Annotated in this window: 23 protein-coding genes; 11 read left to right on the top strand and 12 right to left on the bottom strand. The window is 63.2% G+C overall.

Annotated elements, in window-relative coordinates; translation table 11 throughout:
* Nucleotides 1–86 precede the first annotated feature (86 nt).
* From IWW33_RS09960 to IWW33_RS09975, 5 genes are all read right to left on the bottom strand, one after another.
* The gene (locus IWW33_RS09960; protein WP_046786960.1) at nt 87–1325 is read right to left on the bottom strand and encodes a heme biosynthesis protein HemY; all 1239 of its coding nucleotides are present in this window, start codon (nt 1323–1325) and stop codon (nt 87–89) included.
* Nucleotides 1322–2422 carry a uroporphyrinogen-III C-methyltransferase gene (locus tag IWW33_RS26605; protein WP_251962106.1) on the bottom strand — a complete coding sequence of 367 codons (1101 nt, stop codon included), beginning with the start codon at nt 2420–2422 and terminating at the stop codon, nt 1322–1324. The genes IWW33_RS09960 and IWW33_RS26605 overlap by 4 nt, the downstream gene beginning before the upstream one ends.
* Nucleotides 2423–2467: 45 nt before the next feature.
* On the bottom strand, nt 2468–3235 hold the full coding sequence (locus IWW33_RS26610; RefSeq protein WP_115273314.1) for a uroporphyrinogen-III synthase: 768 nt from the start codon (nt 3233–3235) through the stop codon (nt 2468–2470).
* Nucleotides 3232–4173 carry a hydroxymethylbilane synthase gene (hemC, locus tag IWW33_RS09970; RefSeq protein WP_046786957.1) on the bottom strand — a complete coding sequence of 314 codons (942 nt, stop codon included), beginning with the start codon at nt 4171–4173 and terminating at the stop codon, nt 3232–3234. The genes IWW33_RS26610 and hemC overlap by 4 nt, the downstream gene beginning before the upstream one ends.
* A 133-nt stretch (nt 4174–4306) precedes the next feature.
* Entirely contained in the window at nt 4307–5050 is a 744-nt protein-coding gene (locus IWW33_RS09975) for a LytTR family DNA-binding domain-containing protein (protein WP_115273313.1), read from the bottom strand.
* 309 nt (nt 5051–5359) lie between these two features.
* On the opposite strand from IWW33_RS09975, the gene argH reads away from it, so the two are divergent.
* A complete protein-coding gene (argH, locus tag IWW33_RS09980) occupies nt 5360–6754 on the top strand; it encodes an argininosuccinate lyase (RefSeq protein ID WP_115273312.1) in 1395 nt (464 codons plus the stop codon).
* A gap of 131 nt (nt 6755–6885) precedes the next feature.
* Here the strand turns inward: argH and IWW33_RS09985 are convergent, their stop codons facing one another.
* The gene (locus tag IWW33_RS09985; protein WP_174141051.1) at nt 6886–7548 is read right to left on the bottom strand and encodes a glutathione S-transferase; all 663 of its coding nucleotides are present in this window, start codon (nt 7546–7548) and stop codon (nt 6886–6888) included.
* A gap of 148 nt (nt 7549–7696) precedes the next feature.
* Here IWW33_RS09985 and IWW33_RS09990 point away from each other — a divergent pair, with 148 nt between their 5' ends.
* The 3 genes from IWW33_RS09990 to IWW33_RS10000 all read left to right on the top strand — a co-directional run bounded on the left by IWW33_RS09990 (nt 7697) and on the right by IWW33_RS10000 (nt 11322).
* A complete protein-coding gene (locus tag IWW33_RS09990) occupies nt 7697–7996 on the top strand; it encodes a hypothetical protein (RefSeq protein ID WP_046786954.1) in 300 nt (99 codons plus the stop codon).
* Nucleotides 7997–8065: 69 nt separating this feature from the next.
* Complete coding sequence (locus IWW33_RS09995; RefSeq protein ID WP_012312198.1) at nt 8066–8311, top strand: TIGR02647 family protein; 246 nt, start codon at nt 8066–8068, stop codon at nt 8309–8311.
* Between the two features lie 146 nt (nt 8312–8457).
* Nucleotides 8458–11322 (top strand): class I adenylate cyclase, encoded by a 2865-nt coding sequence (locus tag IWW33_RS10000; RefSeq protein WP_174141052.1) that lies wholly within the window; start codon nt 8458–8460, stop codon nt 11320–11322.
* Nucleotides 11323–11326: 4 nt separating this feature from the next.
* Here IWW33_RS10000 and rnk read toward each other — a convergent pair whose 3' ends face one another.
* The 3 genes from rnk to cyaY all read right to left on the bottom strand — a co-directional run bounded on the left by rnk (nt 11327) and on the right by cyaY (nt 12418).
* Nucleotides 11327–11737, bottom strand: coding sequence for a nucleoside diphosphate kinase regulator (gene rnk / locus IWW33_RS10005; RefSeq protein WP_012312196.1), 411 nt, complete (start codon nt 11735–11737; stop codon nt 11327–11329).
* A 134-nt stretch (nt 11738–11871) separates the two neighbouring features.
* Nucleotides 11872–12084 carry a DUF1289 domain-containing protein gene (locus IWW33_RS10010; RefSeq protein ID WP_039601412.1) on the bottom strand — a complete coding sequence of 71 codons (213 nt, stop codon included), beginning with the start codon at nt 12082–12084 and terminating at the stop codon, nt 11872–11874.
* A gap of 1 nt (nt 12085) precedes the next feature.
* Nucleotides 12086–12418: an iron donor protein CyaY gene (gene cyaY, locus IWW33_RS10015; protein WP_012312194.1), complete on the bottom strand. Its 333-nt coding sequence runs from the start codon at nt 12416–12418 to the stop codon at nt 12086–12088.
* 252 nt (nt 12419–12670) lie between these two features.
* Between cyaY and IWW33_RS10020 the strand changes: the two genes are divergently transcribed.
* Genes IWW33_RS10020 through IWW33_RS10045 form a run of 6 tightly spaced genes read left to right on the top strand, consistent with a single transcriptional unit; the run spans nt 12671 to nt 17281 of the window.
* Nucleotides 12671–12874, top strand: a complete 204-nt coding sequence (locus tag IWW33_RS10020) for a lipoprotein (RefSeq protein ID WP_012312193.1) — start codon at nt 12671–12673, stop codon at nt 12872–12874.
* 9 nt (nt 12875–12883) lie between these two features.
* Nucleotides 12884–14131 carry a diaminopimelate decarboxylase gene (lysA, locus tag IWW33_RS10025; RefSeq protein ID WP_174141053.1) on the top strand — a complete coding sequence of 416 codons (1248 nt, stop codon included), beginning with the start codon at nt 12884–12886 and terminating at the stop codon, nt 14129–14131.
* Nucleotides 14132–14135: 4 nt separating this feature from the next.
* Nucleotides 14136–14966 (top strand): diaminopimelate epimerase, encoded by an 831-nt coding sequence (gene dapF / locus IWW33_RS10030; RefSeq protein WP_046786951.1) that lies wholly within the window; start codon nt 14136–14138, stop codon nt 14964–14966.
* A gap of 13 nt (nt 14967–14979) precedes the next feature.
* Nucleotides 14980–15690, top strand: coding sequence for a DUF484 family protein (locus IWW33_RS10035; RefSeq protein WP_012312190.1), 711 nt, complete (start codon nt 14980–14982; stop codon nt 15688–15690).
* Nucleotides 15690–16589 (top strand): tyrosine recombinase XerC, encoded by a 900-nt coding sequence (gene xerC, locus IWW33_RS10040; protein WP_012312189.1) that lies wholly within the window; start codon nt 15690–15692, stop codon nt 16587–16589. The genes IWW33_RS10035 and xerC overlap by 1 nt, the downstream gene beginning before the upstream one ends.
* Nucleotides 16586–17281: an HAD family hydrolase gene (locus IWW33_RS10045; protein WP_161870894.1), complete on the top strand. Its 696-nt coding sequence runs from the start codon at nt 16586–16588 to the stop codon at nt 17279–17281. The genes xerC and IWW33_RS10045 overlap by 4 nt, the downstream gene beginning before the upstream one ends.
* Nucleotides 17282–17360: 79 nt before the next feature.
* Here the strand turns inward: IWW33_RS10045 and sutA are convergent, their stop codons facing one another.
* From sutA to glnK, 3 genes are all read right to left on the bottom strand, one after another.
* On the bottom strand, nt 17361–17690 hold the full coding sequence (gene sutA / locus IWW33_RS10050) for a transcriptional regulator SutA (RefSeq protein ID WP_046786948.1): 330 nt from the start codon (nt 17688–17690) through the stop codon (nt 17361–17363).
* A gap of 430 nt (nt 17691–18120) precedes the next feature.
* Nucleotides 18121–19455, bottom strand: coding sequence for an ammonium transporter (locus IWW33_RS10055; protein WP_046786947.1), 1335 nt, complete (start codon nt 19453–19455; stop codon nt 18121–18123).
* A gap of 48 nt (nt 19456–19503) precedes the next feature.
* Nucleotides 19504–19842, bottom strand: coding sequence for a P-II family nitrogen regulator (gene glnK, locus IWW33_RS10060; RefSeq protein ID WP_002555808.1), 339 nt, complete (start codon nt 19840–19842; stop codon nt 19504–19506).
* Nucleotides 19843–20206: 364 nt separating this feature from the next.
* On the opposite strand from glnK, the gene IWW33_RS10065 reads away from it, so the two are divergent.
* The gene (locus tag IWW33_RS10065; protein ID WP_174141054.1) at nt 20207–20470 is read left to right on the top strand and encodes an accessory factor UbiK family protein; all 264 of its coding nucleotides are present in this window, start codon (nt 20207–20209) and stop codon (nt 20468–20470) included.
* Nucleotides 20471–20476 lie beyond the last annotated feature (6 nt).

Genomic DNA, 20476 nt, shown 5'->3' on the forward strand with positions numbered 1-20476 from the left:
CGAAGCGTATTACAGAAGAAAACAGGTATCGCGAGACTCACCAACCACCCCATGAGCCCGCCTTCAGTGCGGGCTCATGGGGCCTCTCAGGCGCGCACGGCCTCGGGCAATGGCAGGGCCAACAACCGCTCATCAAGCAGGCCCAGGCCTTCCTGGAACAGCTGGTTACTGCGTTCGGTCTCACCGAGGCCAGCCAGCAGCCGGGCCAGTTCGGCGCAGGTTTCCGGGTTGCGCTCCATGCGCAAGCTGCTTTCCAGGTAATCGCGCGCCTTGCCCCAAAGGCGGTTCTGCAAGCAAAGGCGTCCAAGCGTCAGCAACAGGCTCGGGTCCTGGGGATGCGCCTTGAGCCAGCCCTCGGCTGTTTGCAGTTGACGCGCCGGATCATCGCCGCGCACCAGGCCATACAGGCGCGCAAGGTGGCTTTCGTAGTCACGCTTGAGGGCAGCGCGTAGTACCTGTTCGGCTTCGCCTTGAGCGCCCACCTGGCGCAGTTGTTCGGCATAAGCCAGCACCAACCGGGGCTCCTGACGCTGGGCCGCAGTCAGCTGTTGCCAGGCGCGCTCCAACGACTGACGGGCGCTTTGCTCATCGTCGCCACGGGTCGCCGCAAGCCCCAGGTTCTGACCCCAGGCACGCTGTTCCAGTGCAGCGAGTTCCTCGGCCGGCAGCACTTTGCCCTTGCGCAAGTCGGGCAACAGGCGAATCAACGCCGACCAGTCGCCGCGCTCCAGATACAGGCGCTGCAACAAGCGCAAGACCTGATTGTTGTGCGGGTGCCGCTCCTGCATGGCCAGCAGGGCTTCCAGGGCGCCATCGCTTTCGCCACGGTCCATCTGCAATTGCGCATGGGCCAGGGCGACCGCCAGTTCCGCCTGGGGCTGACGCTCCAGTGCACGCTCGAGCAGGTTGTCCCTGTCTTCCGTTCGCCCCTGTTCATTGGCCGCACGCGCGGCACCGAGGTAATACAGCAATGGCTGGCGTTCGGCCTCGGCAGCGCGGTGCAAGTGACGTTGGGCGCTGGCCCAACGACCCTCGGCGAGGTCCAGCTGGCCCTGCTCGATTGCGATGCGAATGCGGCGGCTGCGGTTGCGTCGCGACCAGGGGTTGACCACACCACTGGACGTCAGCACCAGCCCAACCAGATAGCGCAGCAGCCACAACAGTGCGAGCACGGCAACCAGCGCCGCGAGCGCCGCCCACAGCCCGGACTGGTAACGGAAGCCACCGTAGGAAATCAATACGTAGCCGCTGTGCTTGGCCACCGCGATGCCCAGTGCCGCAGCGATCACGATCGCCAGCACGGCCAGCAGGTACACACGTTTCATGGCTTGCTCCCCTCACCCTCGGCAGGCAGATGGCGGCGCTGGATATACGCCTGCACCGCAGCCAGGCTTTCGCTCAGGTCCGGGGTAACCACCGACACCGGTTGCTCGGCCAGCGCATTGAGGCTTTCGAGCATGGCCTTGCTCTGCGGGTTGTCAGCGTTGAAATTGGCCACCAGCACACTGCGCGCATCATCCAGCGCCTGGGTGTAGACCTTGGCGTCGCCATTGAGCGCAGCCCACTGGGCTTGCTCGATGGTCAGGCTCAGGGCCAGGCGCAACTGGTTGAGCGACTGCCCGGCCAGCAACGGACGGACGTTGTCGTCGGCGTTGAAATCGATCTGGAAGTACTTGGAAATCTCCGCCCACCACTGCGCCAGGCGGCTGGCGCCATCGCCATCGGCGGTCAAAGCACCGACGGCATCGGCATCGCTGTCGAATTCCGGCGACTGGGCGTTGAGCTGCTGCACCAACTCCCGCTGGGCAGCCAGCTTCAGATACAAACCGGTACGGTCCGGCTGCTGGGTGCTGTTGAGCGTTGCCAGGCTACGCGCCAACTGCTCCCGCGCGGCAAACGAGCCAGGGTCGCTCTGCTCGCGCAGGATTTCGTCGGCGCCTTCGACCAGGGCCTTGGCGCTGGTGATGTCCTGCAGGGCCGAAAGCCGCAGGGTGGCCAGGCGCAACAGGTGCTCGGCCTCGGCCAGGCGCCATTCCTTGCGGCTTTCGCCAAGCACGGTTTCAAGCCGCTGGCTCAAGCGCTGCTGGTCACCCTGCAACTGCGCCACCAGGCGGCGGCGGTCTTCCAGTTCGCTGGCTGCCGGCAGGCTGGCCAACTGGGCACTGATCTGTTGCTCGCGCTGCTGCAGTGCAGCGGCACGCTGGCTAAGCGCCTCGAGGTGCTCACCCTGGCTCAGCTCACTGCCTTGCAGATGCCGCACCTGCCAGACACCCCACCCGCCCACTGCGACCCCAGCGGCACCCACCAACAATGCCAGCAAGGCCAGGCCTGTGCCGGAACGTTTGGCAGGTGGGGGGGTGACGGGTTGCGTCGGCTCCTGCGCCGACGGCTGATCATTGTGGGACAAGACAGTTTCGCTCACGTATCCATCCTTTGCATGGGGGCGCGTCGCTCTGAGCTTAGCGCCTTAAGAGGCAGGTGCAGCGCTGCGCTGCACGGCTGCCAGCAAGGCCGTGGCACTCGCGCCACGGCAATCCACAATCTGTTGTGCCCCTGCGGCCCTGGCCTGCTCGGCCACCCTGGGGCTCGGCACGAACAATGGCAAGCGCGCCACACGCGGCCAATCGGCAGCGGCCATCCGTTGCAGGTGTTCAAGACCCTGCCCACTGCTGACCACCACGCCGTTCAGGCGTTCCGCTTCGATGCGACCCACCAGCGTGCCCGCCGGATACACCGGCAGACAACGACGATACAGTTCCAGATAATCGACACTAGCACCTTGCTCTGCAAGACGCTCGGCCAGCAGTTCGCGACCCCCTACACCACGCACGATCAGGACACGTGGCGCAGGCCCCGCCATAGCCTCGTGCAAGGCCGGGAGCGTGAGCAAGGCTTCGCTGTCGTCACCCTGTGCAGGGTAAGTCACCGTCAGCCCCGCAGACTGCAACACCGCCGCCGTGGCTTCACCTACAGTGAACCATCCGGCTGAAGGGGGCTGCAGCCCTGCTTGTGCGAGTTGCGCAAGCAGCAACCTGGCTGCAGGTTTACTGACCACGATCATGGCCTGGCACTGCCCTAGCCCGGCAAGCTGCTGGCGCTGCCGAGCGTCCGGTTGCACTGGCTCGATCGCCAGCAAGGGCAGGCAGGCGCTGGCAATGCCGGCAGCTGCCAGCGTCTGCGCCAGCGCCGCGCAGTCCTCTTCAGGACGGGTCAGCAACAGGCGCCAGGGGCTCACGGGTGCCCGGCCTCACCGTAGACTTCCTTGAGAATGGCCGCGGCACCTTGGCCCAGCAGGTCTTCGGCCACCTGCACCCCCAACGTTTCGGCGGATGCCCGCGGTGCACGGGCGTCAGCCACCAGCAGGGTCCCACCGCTGGGCTGGCCAACCAGCCCGCGCAGCCATAGTTGCTCGCCTTCGAGCACGGCATAGCAGGCAATCGGTACCTGGCAGCCGCCGTTCAAGTGCTTGTTCAACGCTCGTTCGGCCACCACACGGTCAGCGGTATCGGCGTGGTGCAAAGGCGCCAACAGCGCATGGATCTCGCTGTCTGCGCTACGGCATTCGATGCCCACTGCGCCCTGGCCACCGGCCGGCAGGCTGTCGTCGACGCTGATGCTGGCGGTGATGCGCTCTTCGAAGCCCAGGCGGATCAGGCCCGCCGCGGCAAGGATGATGGCGTCATACTCACCGGCATCGAGCTTGGCCAGGCGAGTGTTGACGTTGCCGCGCAGAAAGCGGATTTGCAGGTCAGGGCGGCGCGCCAGCAACTGGGCCTGACGGCGCAGGCTGGAGGTGCCGACGATGCTACCGGCAGGCAGAGCCTCAAGGCTGGGAAAATGGTTGGAAACGAAGGCATCGCGCGGGTCTTCACGTTCACAGATGCAGTACAGACCCAGGCCTTCGGGGAAGTCCATGGGTACGTCCTTCATCGAATGCACGGCGATGTCGGCCTCATTGTCCAGCAGGGCGGTTTCCAGCTCCTTGACGAACAGGCCTTTGCCGCCGATCTTCGCCAGCGGCGCGTCGAGCAGTTTGTCGCCGCGGCTGACCATGGGCACCAGAGTCACCAGAAGGCCAGGGTGCGCCTGTTCGAGGCGGGCTTTGACGTATTCGGCCTGCCACAGGGCCAAGGCACTTTTACGGGTGGCAATGCGGATTTCGCGAGTGGACATGGAACGCCCCAATACTTAGGAATGCCGCCGATGATAACAGCTCCGTCGGTATCGCTAGCAGATGTGGGTCACGATCCAGTTTTGCCTTGTGCGCCCTCATCGCCGTTTGCCGGAGATGAGGGCCCTGCAGGGCTCAGAGCGTCTGCATCATCTTGCGTACGCCAGCCACATGCCGGCGGCTGACAGTCAAGGCATCACCATCCAGGCCTTTGAGGAACAGTTGAAAATGCCCAAGCGGCGTGCGCTGCAGGCGTTCGATGCGCTCGCGGGCTACCAGGGCGTTGCGGTGGATACGCACGAAGCGTTCGCCGAACTCATCTTCCAGGGCCTTGAGCGGCTCATCAAGCAGCACTTCACCTGCTTCATGGCGCAACGTCACATATTTGTGGTCGGCGATGAAATAGATCACCTGCGGCAAAGGGATCAGCTCGATGCCCTTGCGCGTACGCGCGCTGATATGGCTGCGCGGGCCACCCCCTTCACTGCCCGGCCGGGTCAGCGCCGCCAACTGCGTACGGCTGGGTTTCTCAGCCTTGCGCAAGGCATCGCGCAGGGCATGGGGATGGATCGGTTTGGTTACATGGCTGAGGGTGCTGTCCGTGAAAGCCTCTGCGCCGTATTCATCGTCACCGGTGCAGAACACCACCGACGGTGGCGCTTCGCGCTCGCACAGGCGGGCCGCGACCTGCAGGCCATCGAGGCCCGGCATGCCGATGTCCAGCAGGACCACATCGGGCTTGAGGCTTTCGATCAGGGCCAGGGCCTCCTCGCCGTTGGTGGCGCTGGGCTCCAGCACGGTGTACCCCTCCAGTTCCCCGAATAACCGCGTCAAGCGTTCACGGGCTTGGGGTTCGTCATCAACGATCAGGACATTCATAATTGCTCTGGATTCCTGAGTGAGTCTCGCACAGGTATAGCGTAGACAGTTGCAGGTCGAGCGACACTGCGGTCACGCTCTAGACCAATACGATGGCCAAAGATTCACTGCGCCGGCAGATTCGCTGCCAGTCCTTTGTCCAACTGTAGACGGTCCGTGGAACACTGCCGTTCAATCGTTGAATATCGTCTTCGCCTGCATTGAGCGCTGTTTTCTGCAGATTTCTGTCGACCGGCGTCCTTCGGCCACAAGCCCAACCCTGCTATTATCGGCGCCACTTTTTCGTTCACGCCTTCAACGAGTGAATCCATGAGCACCGACAAGACCAATCAGTCCTGGGGCGGCCGCTTCAGTGAACCCGTCGACGCCTTCGTCGCCCGCTTCACCGCCTCGGTCGATTTCGACAAGCGCCTGTACCGCCACGACATCATGGGTTCGATCGCCCACGCCACCATGCTGGCGCAGGTCGGTGTACTCAGCGATGCCGAGCGCGACACCATCATCGATGGCCTGAACACCATCCAGGGTGAAATCGAGGCCGGCAATTTCGACTGGCGCGTCGACCTCGAAGACGTGCACATGAACATCGAAGCACGCCTGACCGACCGCATCGGCATCACCGGCAAGAAGCTGCACACCGGCCGTAGCCGCAACGACCAGGTCGCCACCGACATCCGCCTGTGGCTGCGCGACGAGATCGACCTGATTCTGGCCGAGATCACCCGCCTGCAGCAGGGCCTGCTGGAACAGGCCGAGCGTGAAGCCGAAACCATCATGCCGGGCTTCACCCACCTGCAGACCGCTCAGCCAGTCACCTTCGGCCACCACCTGCTGGCCTGGTTCGAAATGCTCAGCCGTGACTACGAGCGCCTGGTCGACTGCCGCAAGCGCGCCAACCGCATGCCTCTGGGCAGCGCTGCGCTGGCTGGCACCACCTACCCGATCGACCGCGAGCTGACCTGCAAGCTATTGGGTTTCGAAGCCGTTGCCGGCAACTCGCTGGATGGCGTTTCGGACCGTGATTTCGCCATCGAATTCTGCGCTGCCGCCAGCGTGGCGATGATGCACCTGTCGCGCTTCTCCGAAGAGCTGGTGCTGTGGACCAGCGCCCAGTTCCAGTTCGTCGATCTGCCCGACCGTTTCTGCACTGGCAGCTCGATCATGCCGCAGAAGAAGAACCCGGACGTGCCGGAGCTGGTGCGTGGCAAGAGCGGCCGTGTGTTCGGCGCCCTGACCGGCCTGCTGACCTTGATGAAAGGCCAGCCGCTGGCCTACAACAAGGACAACCAGGAAGACAAGGAGCCGCTGTTCGACGCCGCCGATACCCTGCGCGATTCGCTGCGTGCCTTTGCCGACATGATCCCAGCCATCAAGCCACGCCACGCGATCATGCGCGAAGCGGCCCTGCGCGGCTTCTCTACCGCCACCGACCTGGCCGACTACCTGGTGCGCCGCGGCCTGCCGTTCCGTGATTGCCACGAAATCGTCGGCCATGCCGTGAAGTATGGCGTCGACACCGGCAAGGACCTGGCCGAGATGAGCCTGGACGAACTGCGCCAGTTCAGCGACCAGATCGAGCAGGATGTATTCGCCGTGCTGACCCTGGAAGGCTCGGTGAATGCCCGCGACCACATTGGCGGCACTGCGCCAGCGCAGGTGCGCGCTGCCGTTGTACGTGGCAAGGCGCTGCTGGCTTCGCGCTAAGCGCCATTGCGAGGGCTTGGCCCTCGATCGCCGGCAAGCCGGCTCCCACTCGACCGCATCGGCTTCAAGCCCTGTGCAGTACCAGTAGGAGCCGGCTTGCCGGCGATTGGGCTGCAAGGCAGCCCTGGTCTTCAGCGCTTACCGCTGCGAATCATCTCCATGAAGGCCGGCATCGCCGCCTCCTTGTCTGCCACGATCCGCGCCATGTGCGGGTTTTCGTGCATTTTCTGCAGCAGCGCCTTGGCCTCAGGGAAGTCGGCGAAGAAGTCGACGTTCAGCACCTTCTTGCCTACTGCACAAGCCAGGTCGACCGAGAAGCAGAACATCAGGTCGGCAATCGTCAGTTGTTCACCGGCTACATAGGGTGCAAAACGGCCATTGCGCTTCAACGTGGCGAACCCCGCCAGCAGATCCGCACGCGCGCGCTCCTTGATCAAGGGCTCTACCGCCGCGCCAAAGAACGACTCGGCATAGCAGGTACGGGCCGGCAGCTCGATGTACAGCTCGATCTCCTTGAGCAGCTCGCGCACCTTGGCCTGCTCGAACGGATCGGCTGGCAGCAGCGCCTTACCCGGCTGGGTCTGCTCGATATAGTCGAGAATCACACCGGTTTCGCTGAGCAAGCCGTGTTCGGTCTGCAGCACCGGCACTTTGCCGCGCGGGCTGACGTCCAGCGCCTGAGCCGTCTGACCACCATAGAAGGTGACCTCTTCGAACGGCAGGCCCTTTTCCAGCAGGGCCAGCTTGACCATGTTGTAGTAGTTGCTGACCGAGAATCCGTGAAGCTTGAGCATGGGGTAACAGCCTCCAGGCCGTAGGGGGTTGGCCGGGCTTTTATAGCTCGTTACGCCAGTGCCTGACCAGCGTCATGCACCCGGTCGATGACCGGGCATTGCCGACGCGGGCATGGCACACTGTGTGCCCAATCACAGGAGTAGCGCCATGAGCGAGCCCACCGACATCGACAATGACGACGAAGCCTTCGCCGAGGCGACGCTGACCCAGGCCATCGAAAACCAGATCGAAAGCGGCGAACCGCCGGCAGCCAAGGCTACGTTCAACAAGCTGAGCCTGGTCGGCTACGAGCGCGAAGACATCCTCAACCTCATGGCCCACGTGCTGGCCATCGAGATCGACAACATGCTCGACGAGGACCGTCCGTTCAACACCGAGTGGTACGAAACCGCCCTGCGCGCTCTGCCCGAGCTGCCACCTGAGGCAGATCAAGGCGAGGACGAATAACCCGGCTACACTCCAGGGTCAGGCACCGCTGGCGGTGCCGCCATCCTCGTCTGGAAGTCAGGAGTCGCCATGTCCTTCACCCCCGAACTGATTGCTGAACTGGAAGTCCTTGCCCTGTTCAACCTGGACAGCAGCCAGGAAGGCATCAAGATTCACGCCAATGCCTCCCCCGCGCTGGTCGCAGCAGCTCGACGCCTGCATGAAAAGCAATTGACCGATCAGCCCGATGGCGGTTACCTCACCAGCCTTGGGCATGACGCAGTCGAAAGCGTGCAACTGTTGCTGAACATTCTCAAGTCGCCCCAGCCGGCATAAACCTGCCCCGCCCCATCGCTGGCAAGCCGGCGATGGGGCCCGCCAAGGCGCAAGAAAAATGGCGTCAAAACTCCAATTGCCGCTTATCCGAGTGCATTACTCAGGCTAAACTCGCCAGAGCTCCCCCGGCCTGCCCTGAGTGTGCAATGACCCACCCCCACGAAATCCGCCCCGATATCGACGAAGGCATCGACCGCAAGGTGCTGGCGAAATTGCGTGCGCGGTTTCTGCAATTGAACACAGGCCGGCTACAGCGCGCCATGGATGGGCTTTCGACCCGCCAGCAACAGGTGTTGACCCTGCTACCACTGCTGTTTCACGTCAACCACCCGCTGCTGCCTGGCTATGTTTCAGGTAGCACCCCGGCCGGCGTATCGGGCTTCGAGCCCGATGCCAACCTGGTCGCCGAAGGCCAACGGCTGGCGCGATCGTTCACGTACAAGACACGCCTGGGCAACCCCAACCGCCCAATCCACGGCCTGTTCCTGATGGGCAGCCTTGGAACGCTGGCCCAGGCTGAGCAAAGCGACATCGACCTGTGGGTCTGTCATGCCCCCGGCCTGGGTGACAGCCAGCTCGATGAACTGCGACGCAAATGCCAGTTGCTCGAAACCTGGGCCGCCAGCCTGGGCGCCGAAGCACACTGCTTCCTGATCGACCCGCAAAGCTTCGCCCAAGGCCTGCGCGACAGCCAGCTGAGCTCTGACGATTGTGGCACCACCCAGCATTACCTGCTGCTCGACGAGTTCTACCGCACGGCCATCTGGCTGGCCGGGCGCACACCGCTTTGGTGGCTGGTGCCGGCGTATGAAGAGCGCAACTACAGCAGCTATACCGAAACCTTGCTGTCCAAGCGTTTCATCCGCAGCACCGATGCCCTCGATCTCGGCAACCTGGCCCACATCCCGGCCGGCGAATTCGTCGGCGCTGGCCTGTGGCAGCTGTTCAAAGGTATCGACTCACCTTACAAGTCACTGCTCAAGCTGTTGCTGACCGAGGCCTACGCCAGCGAACATCCAGCCGTGCGCTGCCTGAGCCTGGACTACAAGCAGGCGGTATTTGCCAACCACCTCGACCTCGACGCGCTCGATCCCTATGTAATGGTTTACCGGCGCATCGAACGCTACCTGCAGGCGCGCGGTGAAACCAGGCGGCTGGAGCTGGCAAGGCGCAGCCTTTACCTGAAGGTCAATAAGAAACTCAGCGGCCTGGACCGCGCACGAAGCAACGGCTGGCAGCGCCGGTTGCTCAAACGCCTGGTCGATGAGTGGGGTTGGGACGAGCGCCAACTGGCGTTGCTCGACAGCCGCAGCCAATGGAAAGTGCGTCAGGTCGCCGTGGAGCGCCGCGAGCTGGTTGCTGAGCTGAACCATAGCTACCGCTTCCTCAGCCAGTTCGCGCAAAACAACAATGCCAGCAGCCGCGCCGACCAGCGCGACCTGAATGTGCTGGGCCGGCGCCTTTATGCCGCGTTCGAGCGCCGTGCCGGCAAGATAGAAGTGATCAACCCCGGCATTGCCCCGGACCTCGCCGAGGACACCCTGACCCTGGTCCAGTCGCCGAACCGCAAGGAACCGGGCAGCCATCACTGGGGCCTGTACAACGGTAACCTCAGTGTTCACGAATGGGAGCACTTCAGCCCGATCAAACGCTGCCGAGAGCTGATCGAGCTGCTGGCCTGGGCACACCGCAACGGCGTCATCGACAGCACCACGCGCCTGGCGCTGCACCCCGGCGCCAGTGACCTGAACGAGTTCGAGCTGTTCAACCTGCTCGGCAGCCTGCAGCAGAGCATCCCTCTGCCATTGGAAACCGTCAGTGAAGTGCGCCTGTTGCAACCGAGCGTGGCCAACGAGATTCTGCTGCTGGTCAACGTCGGTGTCGATCCGTTGCAACACCATCGCGACTTGAACATCCTGATGACCACCGAGCGAACCGACTCGCTGAGCTACGCGGGCGTTCGCGAAAACCTGGTGCTGACCCTCGACCAGATTACTCTCAACAGCTGGAACGAAGTGTTGGTCCAGCGCTACGACGGCGAGCACTCCCTGGCACGTTGCCTGCGCGATTTCCTCAACAGCCTCGGCCAGCGCAGCCACCGGCCGCGCGTGCGGGTGCGCTGTTTCTGCCACAACCGCGCCCAGGCCATCAGCCAGCGGGTCGAGGAGATTTTCGACACGGTGCAGCTGTTGCTAGATCAGGGGCGCAACCACCGCTACTTGCTCCAGGTGGCGCAGCACACACACGTGCTGGAACTGCTGCCCGGCCAGGTCAGCCTGACCACCCTCGCAGAGCATGAGGCCGTACTCGAATGCCTGGGCGAAGAACGCAGCACCTACAGCCCGCTGTACCTGGATGCCAATGCCCTGCAGGACCACGACCTGCCACTGGTACTGGAAAACGCACGCCCCGGCTGCATCCAGGTGTTCTACCGCCTGCTCGAGGGCTGGGCCGACCTGTATGTGCTGGATGAGTACAATGCCCTGTGGCAGCAACGCCTGCCCTTGCACGACGAAAACCACCTGCTGCTGCCGCTGCAGCGCTTTCTGCGCTCGATGGTAATGCGCCACGACGCACGCGTGCCGCTGGACAACCTGCAGCAAGCACCATTGCAGACCCACTATGCGCAACTGCTGCCCTCGGGGCCAGGCAAGGCACGCAGCATAGAGCCGCGGCCAACGCCAAACGACCTTAATGATCAGCCGTATTACGAGGTGCAGGCCATCCTCCAGGCCGGCACGGGCGATGACATGCATGTCACGCTCTATTGCAATCAGCAGGAGTTTTCCGAGCTTGACCATGGCGGCGAGCTCTATACCGTGGTCGCCCGACAGATTCTCAGCCAGCGCCGCAGCGCCGGGCACTACCGCTGTTACATCACAGATCTTGACCTGTCCGAACTGCTCGATGACGAACGGGGCTCGACCCTCCTCTACCTGCGCTACAAGCGCGACCTGGAGCAGGCTCTGAACGATGGCCTGGCGCAGTTGCAGGCAACCCTGGAGCCTTGAACCCTCAGAGGTCGAAATCGCCCGCAGCTTCAGGCTGGTACTCGACGGCCAGCAACTTGAGCTTGAGGGTCTTGCCCCCCGGCGCAGGCCAGTCGATCTGCTCGCCCACCGACAAGCCCAGCAGTGCGCAACCAATCGGCGCCAGGATCGATACCTTGCCTTCGCCGCCGGCATCCTTCGGATACACCAGGGTCAGGTGGTAGTCCTTGCCACTGGCTTCTTCGCGGCAGTGCACGCGCGAATTCATGGTCACAACACCAGCCGGCACCTCCTCGTGACCGACCACCTGCTCGGCCCGGTCCAGCTCGTCCTGCAGGGCGAGCACACCCGGGGTACTTTCGTCGAGGCTGTCGATCAGGCGCTCCAGACGCTGCACGTCCAATCGGGTAAGGATGAGGGAAGGCTTGGTGCTCATGATCCAGTCAGACTCCATTGAACGGTTGGTTTTCTAGGGGCAGATAAAGCAAAACCCCGCCCAGAGGGCGGGGTTTGATGAGTGCTTTGGCGTCACCGACGCATAACCCGACACTAACACAGCCGGACAAATACTCAAGCCTGCGCGCGCAAGGCCTCGGCTTCGCGGCAAATCTGCCGGCGCCGTTCGTCGTCGGCCGAGCGCCACTCGCGAATGTGCTCGACATGGCGATGGCAACCTGTGCAAACGCGCTGTTCATCCAGCCGGCACACGCTGATGCACGGCGACGGCACCGCTGGGCTGACGTTGCTGTAAAGCGGCTTGGCGGGCCGCGCCTGGGCGCTCATATCAGATCTCGTCGAAGTCCAGCTTTTCGCCGGCCCGCTCCCAGACAATCCGCTCGAGCATCTCGCCCAGCAGCTCTTCGCTCTTCTCGCAGACCCACTTGCCGCTCTCTTCGTCGTAGTCGAAGTGGAAGCCACCGGAGCGGTCGGCCAGCCAAAGCTGACGCAGTGGCTCCTGGCGGCTGAAGATCAGCTGGCTGCCGTTGTCGAACTTGATGGTAAGGACGCCGGCGGAATTCTCCATGTCCAGGTCCAGGCCGCTCTCGTCGAACAGGTCTTCCAGGGCCTGTTGGGTGGCGTCGACCAGATCATGGAAACGCGCTTCGCTCAAACTCATTGCAGGAACCTCGAAATTGGCTGCGTTACAGGCAGGCCGGGCACGATACGGGCGCTTGGCGCCAGCCGCAAGCGGCGAGCTCCAAGCGGCAAGAAAAAGCACAGCGTACACCTGAGCGCTTTTTCTTGCCGCTTGCCGCTCGCCGCTTGTGGCTAATTTCTGCCCGCCCGGCGGACCGGCTCTTGCATAGGCAATCCGGCAGTCGCTCGGTATACTCGGGCGCAATACTGCATATTTCAAAGGATTTCACCCATGAAGCGCCTGATTTCCTCGCTCGCGGCGCTGGTCGCGGTTGCCTGCCTCGTTTCGGCCTGCGGTCAGAAAGGCCCCCTGTACCTGCCAGAAGACGGCAAGGACGGCAAGGGCAGCCAGAAGTCGCATCAGCACCAGCACGCTCAGCCTGTCCAGCCACAGGATGAGCAGCCAATCGAGCCCGAGCAAACGCCAGAGCAGTAAGGAAATCAGATGAACGCTTTCAATTACCGCGACGGTGAACTGTTCGCGGAGGGCGTGGCCCTGTCGGCCATCGCCGAACGTTTCGGCACCCCCACCTACGTGTACTCGCGCGCCCACATCGAGGCCCAGTACCGCAGCTATACCGATGCCCTGCAAGGTATCGAGCACCTGGTGTGCTTCGCGGTCAAGGCCAACTCCAACCTTGGCGTGCTGAACGTTCTGGCTCGCATGGGCGCAGGCTTCGACATCGTTTCCGGCGGTGAGCTGGAGCGGGTACTGGCCGCCGGTGGGCGGGCTGACCGTGTGGTGTTCTCCGGCGTCGGCAAGACCCGCGAAGACATGCGCCGGGCGCTGGAAGTCGGCGTTCATTGCTTCAACGTCGAATCCACCGACGAACTGGAGCGCCTGCAGGTGGTTGCCGCCGAGATGGGCAAGGTTGCCCCGGTCTCGCTGCGGGTCAACCCGGACGTCGATGCCGGCACCCACCCGTACATTTCCACCGGCCTCAAAGAGAACAAGTTCGGCATCGCCATCGCCGACGCCGAAGCCATCTACGTGCGTGCCGCGCAGTTGCCCAACCTGGAAGTGGTCGGTGTCGACTGCCACATCGGCTCGCAGCTGACCACCGTAGAGCCCTTCCTCGACGCCCTCGACCGCCTGCTGGACCTGGTCGACCGCTTGGCCGATTGCGGCATCCACCTGCGCCACCTGGACCTGGGCGGCGGTGTTGGCGTGCGCTATCGCGACGAAGAGCCGCCACTGGTAGCCGATTACATCAAGGCCATCCGCGAGCGCGTCGGCGGTCGTGACCTGGCCCTGGTGTTCGAGCCGGGCCGCTACATCGTGGCCAACGCCGGTGCCCTGCTGACCCGCGTGGAATACCTCAAGCACACCGAACACAAGGACTTCGCCATCATCGATGCGGCGATGAACGACCTGATCCGCCCAGCCCTGTACCAGGCCTGGATGGGCGTCAGCGCGGTCACCCCACGTGAGGGCGAAGGCCGTGCCTACGACCTGGTCGGGCCAATCTGCGAAACCGGCGACTTCCTCGCCAAGGACCGCCAGCTGAACCTGGCCGAAGGTGACCTGCTGGCCGTGCAGTCCGCGGGCGCCTATGGTTTCGTCATGAGCTCGAACTACAACACCCGTGGCCGTTGTGCGGAAATCCTGGTCGACGGCGATCAGGCTTTCGAAGTCCGCCGTCGCGAGACCATCGCCGAACTGTACGCTGGCGAAAGCCTGCTGCCGGAGTGACCCCATGCTTCTGCGTTTTACCAAGATGCATGGGCTGGGCAATGACTTCATGGTCCTGGACCTGGTCAGCCAGCACGCACACATCCAGCCCAAGCACGCCAAGCAATGGGGCGACCGCCACACCGGCATCGGCTTCGACCAGCTGCTGATCGTCGAGGCACCGAACAATCCGGAAGTGGATTTCCGCTACCGGATCTTCAATGCCGACGGTTCGGAAGTGGAGCAATGCGGCAACGGTGCGCGCTGCTTCGCACGGTTCGTGCTGGACAAACGCTTGACCGCGAAAAAGCGCATCCGTGTTGAAACCAAGGGCGGCATCATCGAGCTGGACGTGCAGAACGACGGCCAGGTGTGTGTCGACATGGGCCCGCCGCGCTTCATTCCCGCCGAAATCCCATTCGTCGCTGATGAGCAGGCGCTCAATTACCCGCTGGAAGTCGACGGCGAGTTGCACTCTATTGCTGCCGTGTCCATGGGTAACCCGCATGCCGTGCTGCGTGTCGATGACATACGTACTGCGCCGGTCCATGGCCTGGGCCCGAAAATCGAGAACCACCCACGCTTCCCGCAGCGGGTGAACGCCGGTTTCCTCCAGGTCGTTGACCGCCACCGCGCCAACCTGCGGGTATGGGAACGTGGCGCCGGCGAGACCCAGGCCTGCGGCACCGGTGCCTGTGCAGCAGCCGTGGCAGCCATCAGCCAGGGCTGGATGGACTCTCCGGTGTCCCTGGACCTGCCTGGTGGGCGCCTGCACATCGAGTGGGCCGGCCCCGGCACGTCCGTGTTGATGACTGGCCCAGCCGTACGCGTCTACGAAGGACAGGTTCGTCTCTAAGCGAGTAACCGCCATGACCGATCAGCCCAAGGTTGTACCCCAGCAGTCCAGTGAGCTCGATGCCGAAGCGGTGGTCGCCTACCTGCGCGCCCACCCGACCTTTTTCGCCGAACACGACGAACTGCTGGTCGAGCAACGTATCCCTCACCAGCGTGGCGACAGCGTGTCGCTGGTGGAACGCCAGCTCAAACTGCTACGCGATCGCAACATCGAGATGCGCCATCGCCTGTCGCAACTGATGGACGTGGCCCGGGACAACGACCGGCTGTTCGAAAAGACTCGCCGGCTGATCCTCGACCTGCTCGATGCCGGCAGCCTGGAAGAAGTGGTCATGGCGGTCGAAGACAGCCTGCGCCAGGAGTTCCAGGTCCCGTTCGTCAGCCTGATCCTGTTCGGTGACCATGCAGCGCCGGTCGGCCGTTGGGTCAGTAATGCCGAGGCCCAGCAGGCCATCGGCGGGCTGCTGGGCGGCGGCAAGACAGTCAGTGGCAACCTGCGTGAGCACGAACTGGCCTTCCTGTTCGGTGAGGAGCAGCACCATGAAGTGGGCTCCAGCGCCGTCGCTGCCCTGGAGTACCAAGGGTTGCACGGCGTGCTGGCAATAGGCAGCCGCGACCCGCAACACTACAAGAGCAGCGTCGGCACCCTGTTCCTTGGCTACATCGCCGAAGTGCTCGGCCGCGTGGTCCCGCGCGTTACCCAGCCCCTGCGCCCGGTGCGCTGATGGAACGCCAGCTGGAGGCTTATTGCGCCCACCTGCGCAACGAGCGCCAGGTGTCCGAACACACACTGCTGGCCTACCGCCGCGACCTCGAAAAGGTCATCGAATACTGCAACACCCAAGGCATCGCGGGCTGGGGCGCCTTGCAGATCCAGCAACTGCGCCAACTGATCGCCCGCCAGCATCATCAGGGGCAGTCCTCGCGCAGCCTGGCGCGGCTACTGTCGGCGGTACGCGGGCTGTATCGCTACCTGAACCGTGAAGGCCTTTGCCAGCACGATCCCGCCAGCGGCCTGAGCGCGCCCAAGGGCGAGCGCCGGCTGCCCAAGGTGCTGGACACCGACCGCGCCCTGCAACTGCTCGACGGCGGCGTGGACGACGACTTCATCGCCCGCCGCGACCAGGCCATCCTCGAACTGTTCTATTCCTCTGGCCTGCGCCTGTCCGAGCTGACCAACCTCGACCTTGAGCACCTGGACCTTGCTGCCGGCCTGGTACAGGTGCTCGGCAAAGGTGGCAAGGCGCGCGTGCTGCCCGTCGGCCGCAAGGCGCGCGAAGCCATGCAGCAATGGTTGCGGCTGCGCGGCATCGGCGGCCCGCGTGACGGCGCCGTCTTCATCAGCCGCCAAGGCAATCGCCTGGGGCCACGGGCTATCCAGATGCGGGTCAAGGCAGCCGGTGAACGCGAACTGGGCCAGCACCTGCACCCGCACATGCTTCGCCATTCATTCGCCAGCCATGTGCTGGAATCGTCCCAGGACCTGCGGGCGGTGCAGGAAATGCTCGGCCATGCCGACATCAGCACCACGCAGATCTACACCCACCTGGACTTCCAGCACCTGGCCGCGGTGTACGACAGCGCCCACCCACGGGCCAAACGCAGCAAAGGCACAGACTCATGAGCATCAAGCTGATCACGTTCGACCTTGACGACACCCTGTGGGACACCGCGCCAGTGATTGCCAGCGCGGAAGTCGTGCTACGCGACTGGCTGCAGGCCAATGCTCCCATACTTGGCGGCGTGCCGGTGGAACACCTGTTCGCCATCCGCGAACGTCTGGTGCAGGCCGAGCCGGGCCTCAAGCACCGTATCAGCGCCCTGCGCCGGCGCGTGCTGTTCCATGCGCTGGAAGAGGTGGGATACAGCGAAAAGCACGCTCAGGAGCTGGCCAACGAAGGGTTTGAGGTGTTCTTGCATGCCCGACATCAGGTCGAGGTGTTCCCCGAAGTGCAGCCGGTGCTGGAAATTCTGCGCCACCACTACACCCTGGGCGTGGTCACCAATGGCAATGCCGACGTACGCCGCCTGGGCCTGGCCGATTACTTCCGCTTCGCCCTGTGCGCCGAGGACCTGGGGATAGGCAAACCAGACCCGGCGCCCTTCATCGAAGCGCTGAAGCGTGGCGAAGTAGAGGCCAGTGCCGCCGTGCATGTTGGCGATCACCCCGGTGATGACATTGGCGGCGCCCAGCGCGCAGGCTTGCGTGCGGTGTGGTTCAACCCCCAGGGCAAGGCCTGGTTGGGGGAAGCGCCGCCGGATGCCGAAGTCCAGCGCCTGTCGCAGCTGCCCGACATACTTGCGCGCTGGCGCTGACAGGGGCCGCTTTGCGGCAGTGAAACCAGTAGCCACAAAAAAGCCCGCAGCGACGGCGGGCTTTTTGGTGTTCAGCCACTCAGATAGGGCGGCTGCCGTACTTGTTGTCCGGCTTCTTGGGCGGGTCGGCGACTACGTTGGCCTCGACTTCCTGCACCTTGCCACCGCGCGAAAGGAATTCTTCCATCGCTTTGGCCAGGGCATCACGCTCCTTTTGCTTGGCTTCCATGCTCGGCATCTCGTCTACCGAGACAGCCGCCTTGGATTTGCCCTTGGCAACCGGTGCCGGGCTGCTGTCGTCATCGCCAGCGTCTTCGGCGCCATCGCCAGCCGCAGCGTCGAGGCTATCATCAGCCTCGTCTTCGTCGCCTACTTCGAGGTCATCATTTTCCAGATCGTCGTCGCTCATGTTCTACCTCATGACTTGCGAAAAGCAGGTTAGTTATAGACCAGTGCAGCCGTAGACCGGCAGCCACCAGTGAAAATTCAACTGGCCGTGGGTTGGCCACTGCCCTTGGGACGGCACTCCTGATGGGACGCCCCGCCCGGCAGGCCCTGCTCCTGGCAGGACCTGACAAAACCTTGCAGCCCTTGCTGGCCACACGCTATTGGCAAGCCTAGCAAAGGCTGACGAAGCGTGCGGACAACTCGTGCAACACCTCTCGGCGCGCATTCTAGCGCGCCCGTGGAAAAAGCAAAGCTCCATAAACGCCCTGCTTGTTGTAAGTTTTTGGCTTACGTCGCGAACGTGACTGATAAACCGTTTGCTCTGCGGGAAATGGCAAAAAACAGGCAAAAAAAATGCCCGGCAAGCCGGGCAAGTTTTTCCAGCGTCGCAGTTACAGGTTGTAACCGCGTTCGTTGTGTTGAGCCAGGTCGAGGCCGACCGACTCTTCTTCTTCGTTGACCCGCAGGCCCATCACCACGTCCAGCACCTTGAGGATCACGTAGGTGACGATGGCGGTGTAGACCACGGTGAAAATCACGCCCTTGGCCTGGATCCAGACCTGCGCACCGATATCGGTGACCGCGCCGAAGCCGCCCAGGGCCGGTGCCGCGAACACACCGGTGAGGATCGCGCCGATGATGCCGCCGATGCCATGCACGCCGAAGGCATCCAGGGAGTCGTCATAACCCAGCTTGCGCTTGAGGGTGGTAGCGCAGAAGTAGCAGAGCACGCCAGACACCAGGCCAATCACCAGGGCGCCCATCGGGCCCACGGTGCCGGCAGCCGGGGTGATGGCAACCAGGCCGGCGACCACACCCGAGGCGATGCCCAGGGCGCTCGGTTTGCCGTGGCCGATCCACTCGGCGAACATCCAGCCCAACGCTGCAGCAGCGGTAGCGATCTGGGTCACCAGCATGGCCATGCCGGCAGTACCGTTGGCGGCTGCGGCGGAGCCGGCGTTGAAGCCGAACCAACCGATCCACAGCATGGCTGCGCCCATCAGGGTGTAGCCCAGGTTGTGCGGGGCCATCGGGGTAGTCGGGTAGCCTTTGCGCTTGCCCAGTACCAGGCAGCAGACCAGGCCGGCGATACCGGCGTTGATGTGCACCACGGTGCCGCCAGCGAAGTCGAGCACGCCCCAGTCCCACATCAGCGCGCCATCACCGCTCCAGACCATGTGCGCGATCGGTGCGTAGACCAGGGTGAACCAGATGCCCATGAACACCAGCATCGCCGAGAACTTCATGCGTTCGGCGAAGGCACCCACGATCAGCGCCGGGGTGATGATGGCGAAGGTCATCTGGAAGGTAATGAAGACCGCTTCAGGGAACAGTGCGGCAGCCGACGTCAGGCCGTCCGGCGTTACGCCGCTGAGGAACGCCTTGGAGAAGCCGCCGACGAAGGAATTGAAGTTGAGCACGCCCTTTTCCATACCAGTGGTATCGAAGGCCATGCTGTAGCCGTAAACGACCCAGAGAATGCTCATCAGGCCGGTGATGGCAAAGCACTGCATCATCACCGAAAGTACGTTCTTCGAACGCACCATACCGCCGTAGAACAGGGCCAGGCCCGGGATGGTCATGAACAGCACCAGCGCCGTGGCAGTCAGCATCCAGGCGGTGTCACCGGAGTTCAGTACTGGGGCGGCAGCCTCCTCTGCCAGGGCGAGGCCCGGCATTACGAGGGACAATAGGGCTCCTAGCCCTGCGATCTTACGCAGAGTCATGTTGTTTTCTCCTGGGGCGTTGGGTTTGGTGAGGCTTTTTTTGGGCGCTTAGATCGCGTCGGTATCGGTTTCGCCGGTACGGATGCGGATTGCCTGCTCCAGATTCACCACGAAGATCTTGCCGTCACCGATCTTGCCGGTGTTGGCAGCCTTGGTGATGGCTTCGATCACTCGATCGAGGTCCTTGTCGTCGATGGCGACGTCGATCTTCACCTTGGGCAGGAAGTCGACCACGTATTCCGCACCGCGATACAACTCGGTGTGACCCTTCTGCCGACCGAAGCCTTTGACTTCGGTGACGGTGATGCCCTGCACGCCGATTTCCGACAGTGACTCTCGCACGTCGTCCAGCTTGAACGGCTTGATGATGGCTGTGACTAGCTTCATGAAACTCTCTCCCGATTTGGTGGACTTGCCCCAGGAAAACAAACCCGTCTCAAGTCTAAGCGCAGCGGTTGGCTTTGTAACGCGTCGTCGGCATCCGGCTCCGCGTGCGCACTGCCTGGTCACAAGGAACTGCATCAGTGCATGGCTCGTACAGGTCTTTGCAGAAACCTTGCCAGTTCCGTTAAAGCGCCGAAAAACAGGCAGTTGCGTGGAAGAGTCAGGCTTGGCCAGTCGCCAGCATTGAAAAGATGCACAGTCTTGGTGCGCAGCATTGCACGGGACTGCTCGAAAAATGTGCAACGGAACGCAAAACGGGCCCGTGTTACACTGCCGGCCATTTCCCGTCAGCAGTGGACAGCCGATCATGCTCGCGCCCAAAGCCCTTCTCGATGCCCTGAGCGACCAGGCCTCGCGCCTGTTCAGTGGCGATACCACCCAGCCCCGCGCCGAACTGGAAAGCCAGTTCAAGGTGCTGATGCAAGGTGCCTTCAGCAAGCTGGACCTGGTCAGCCGTGAAGAATTCGACAGCCAGATGGTCGTATTGGCCCGCACCCGTGCGCGCCTGGAGGCCCTGGAGAAACAGGTCGCCGAGCTGGAAGCCCGCATGGCACCCGCGGCACAGGATTAAGCTCCG

The organism is Pseudomonas sp. M2 (assembly GCF_015751845.1).
GTDB lineage: Bacteria > Pseudomonadota > Gammaproteobacteria > Pseudomonadales > Pseudomonadaceae > Aquipseudomonas > Aquipseudomonas putida_E.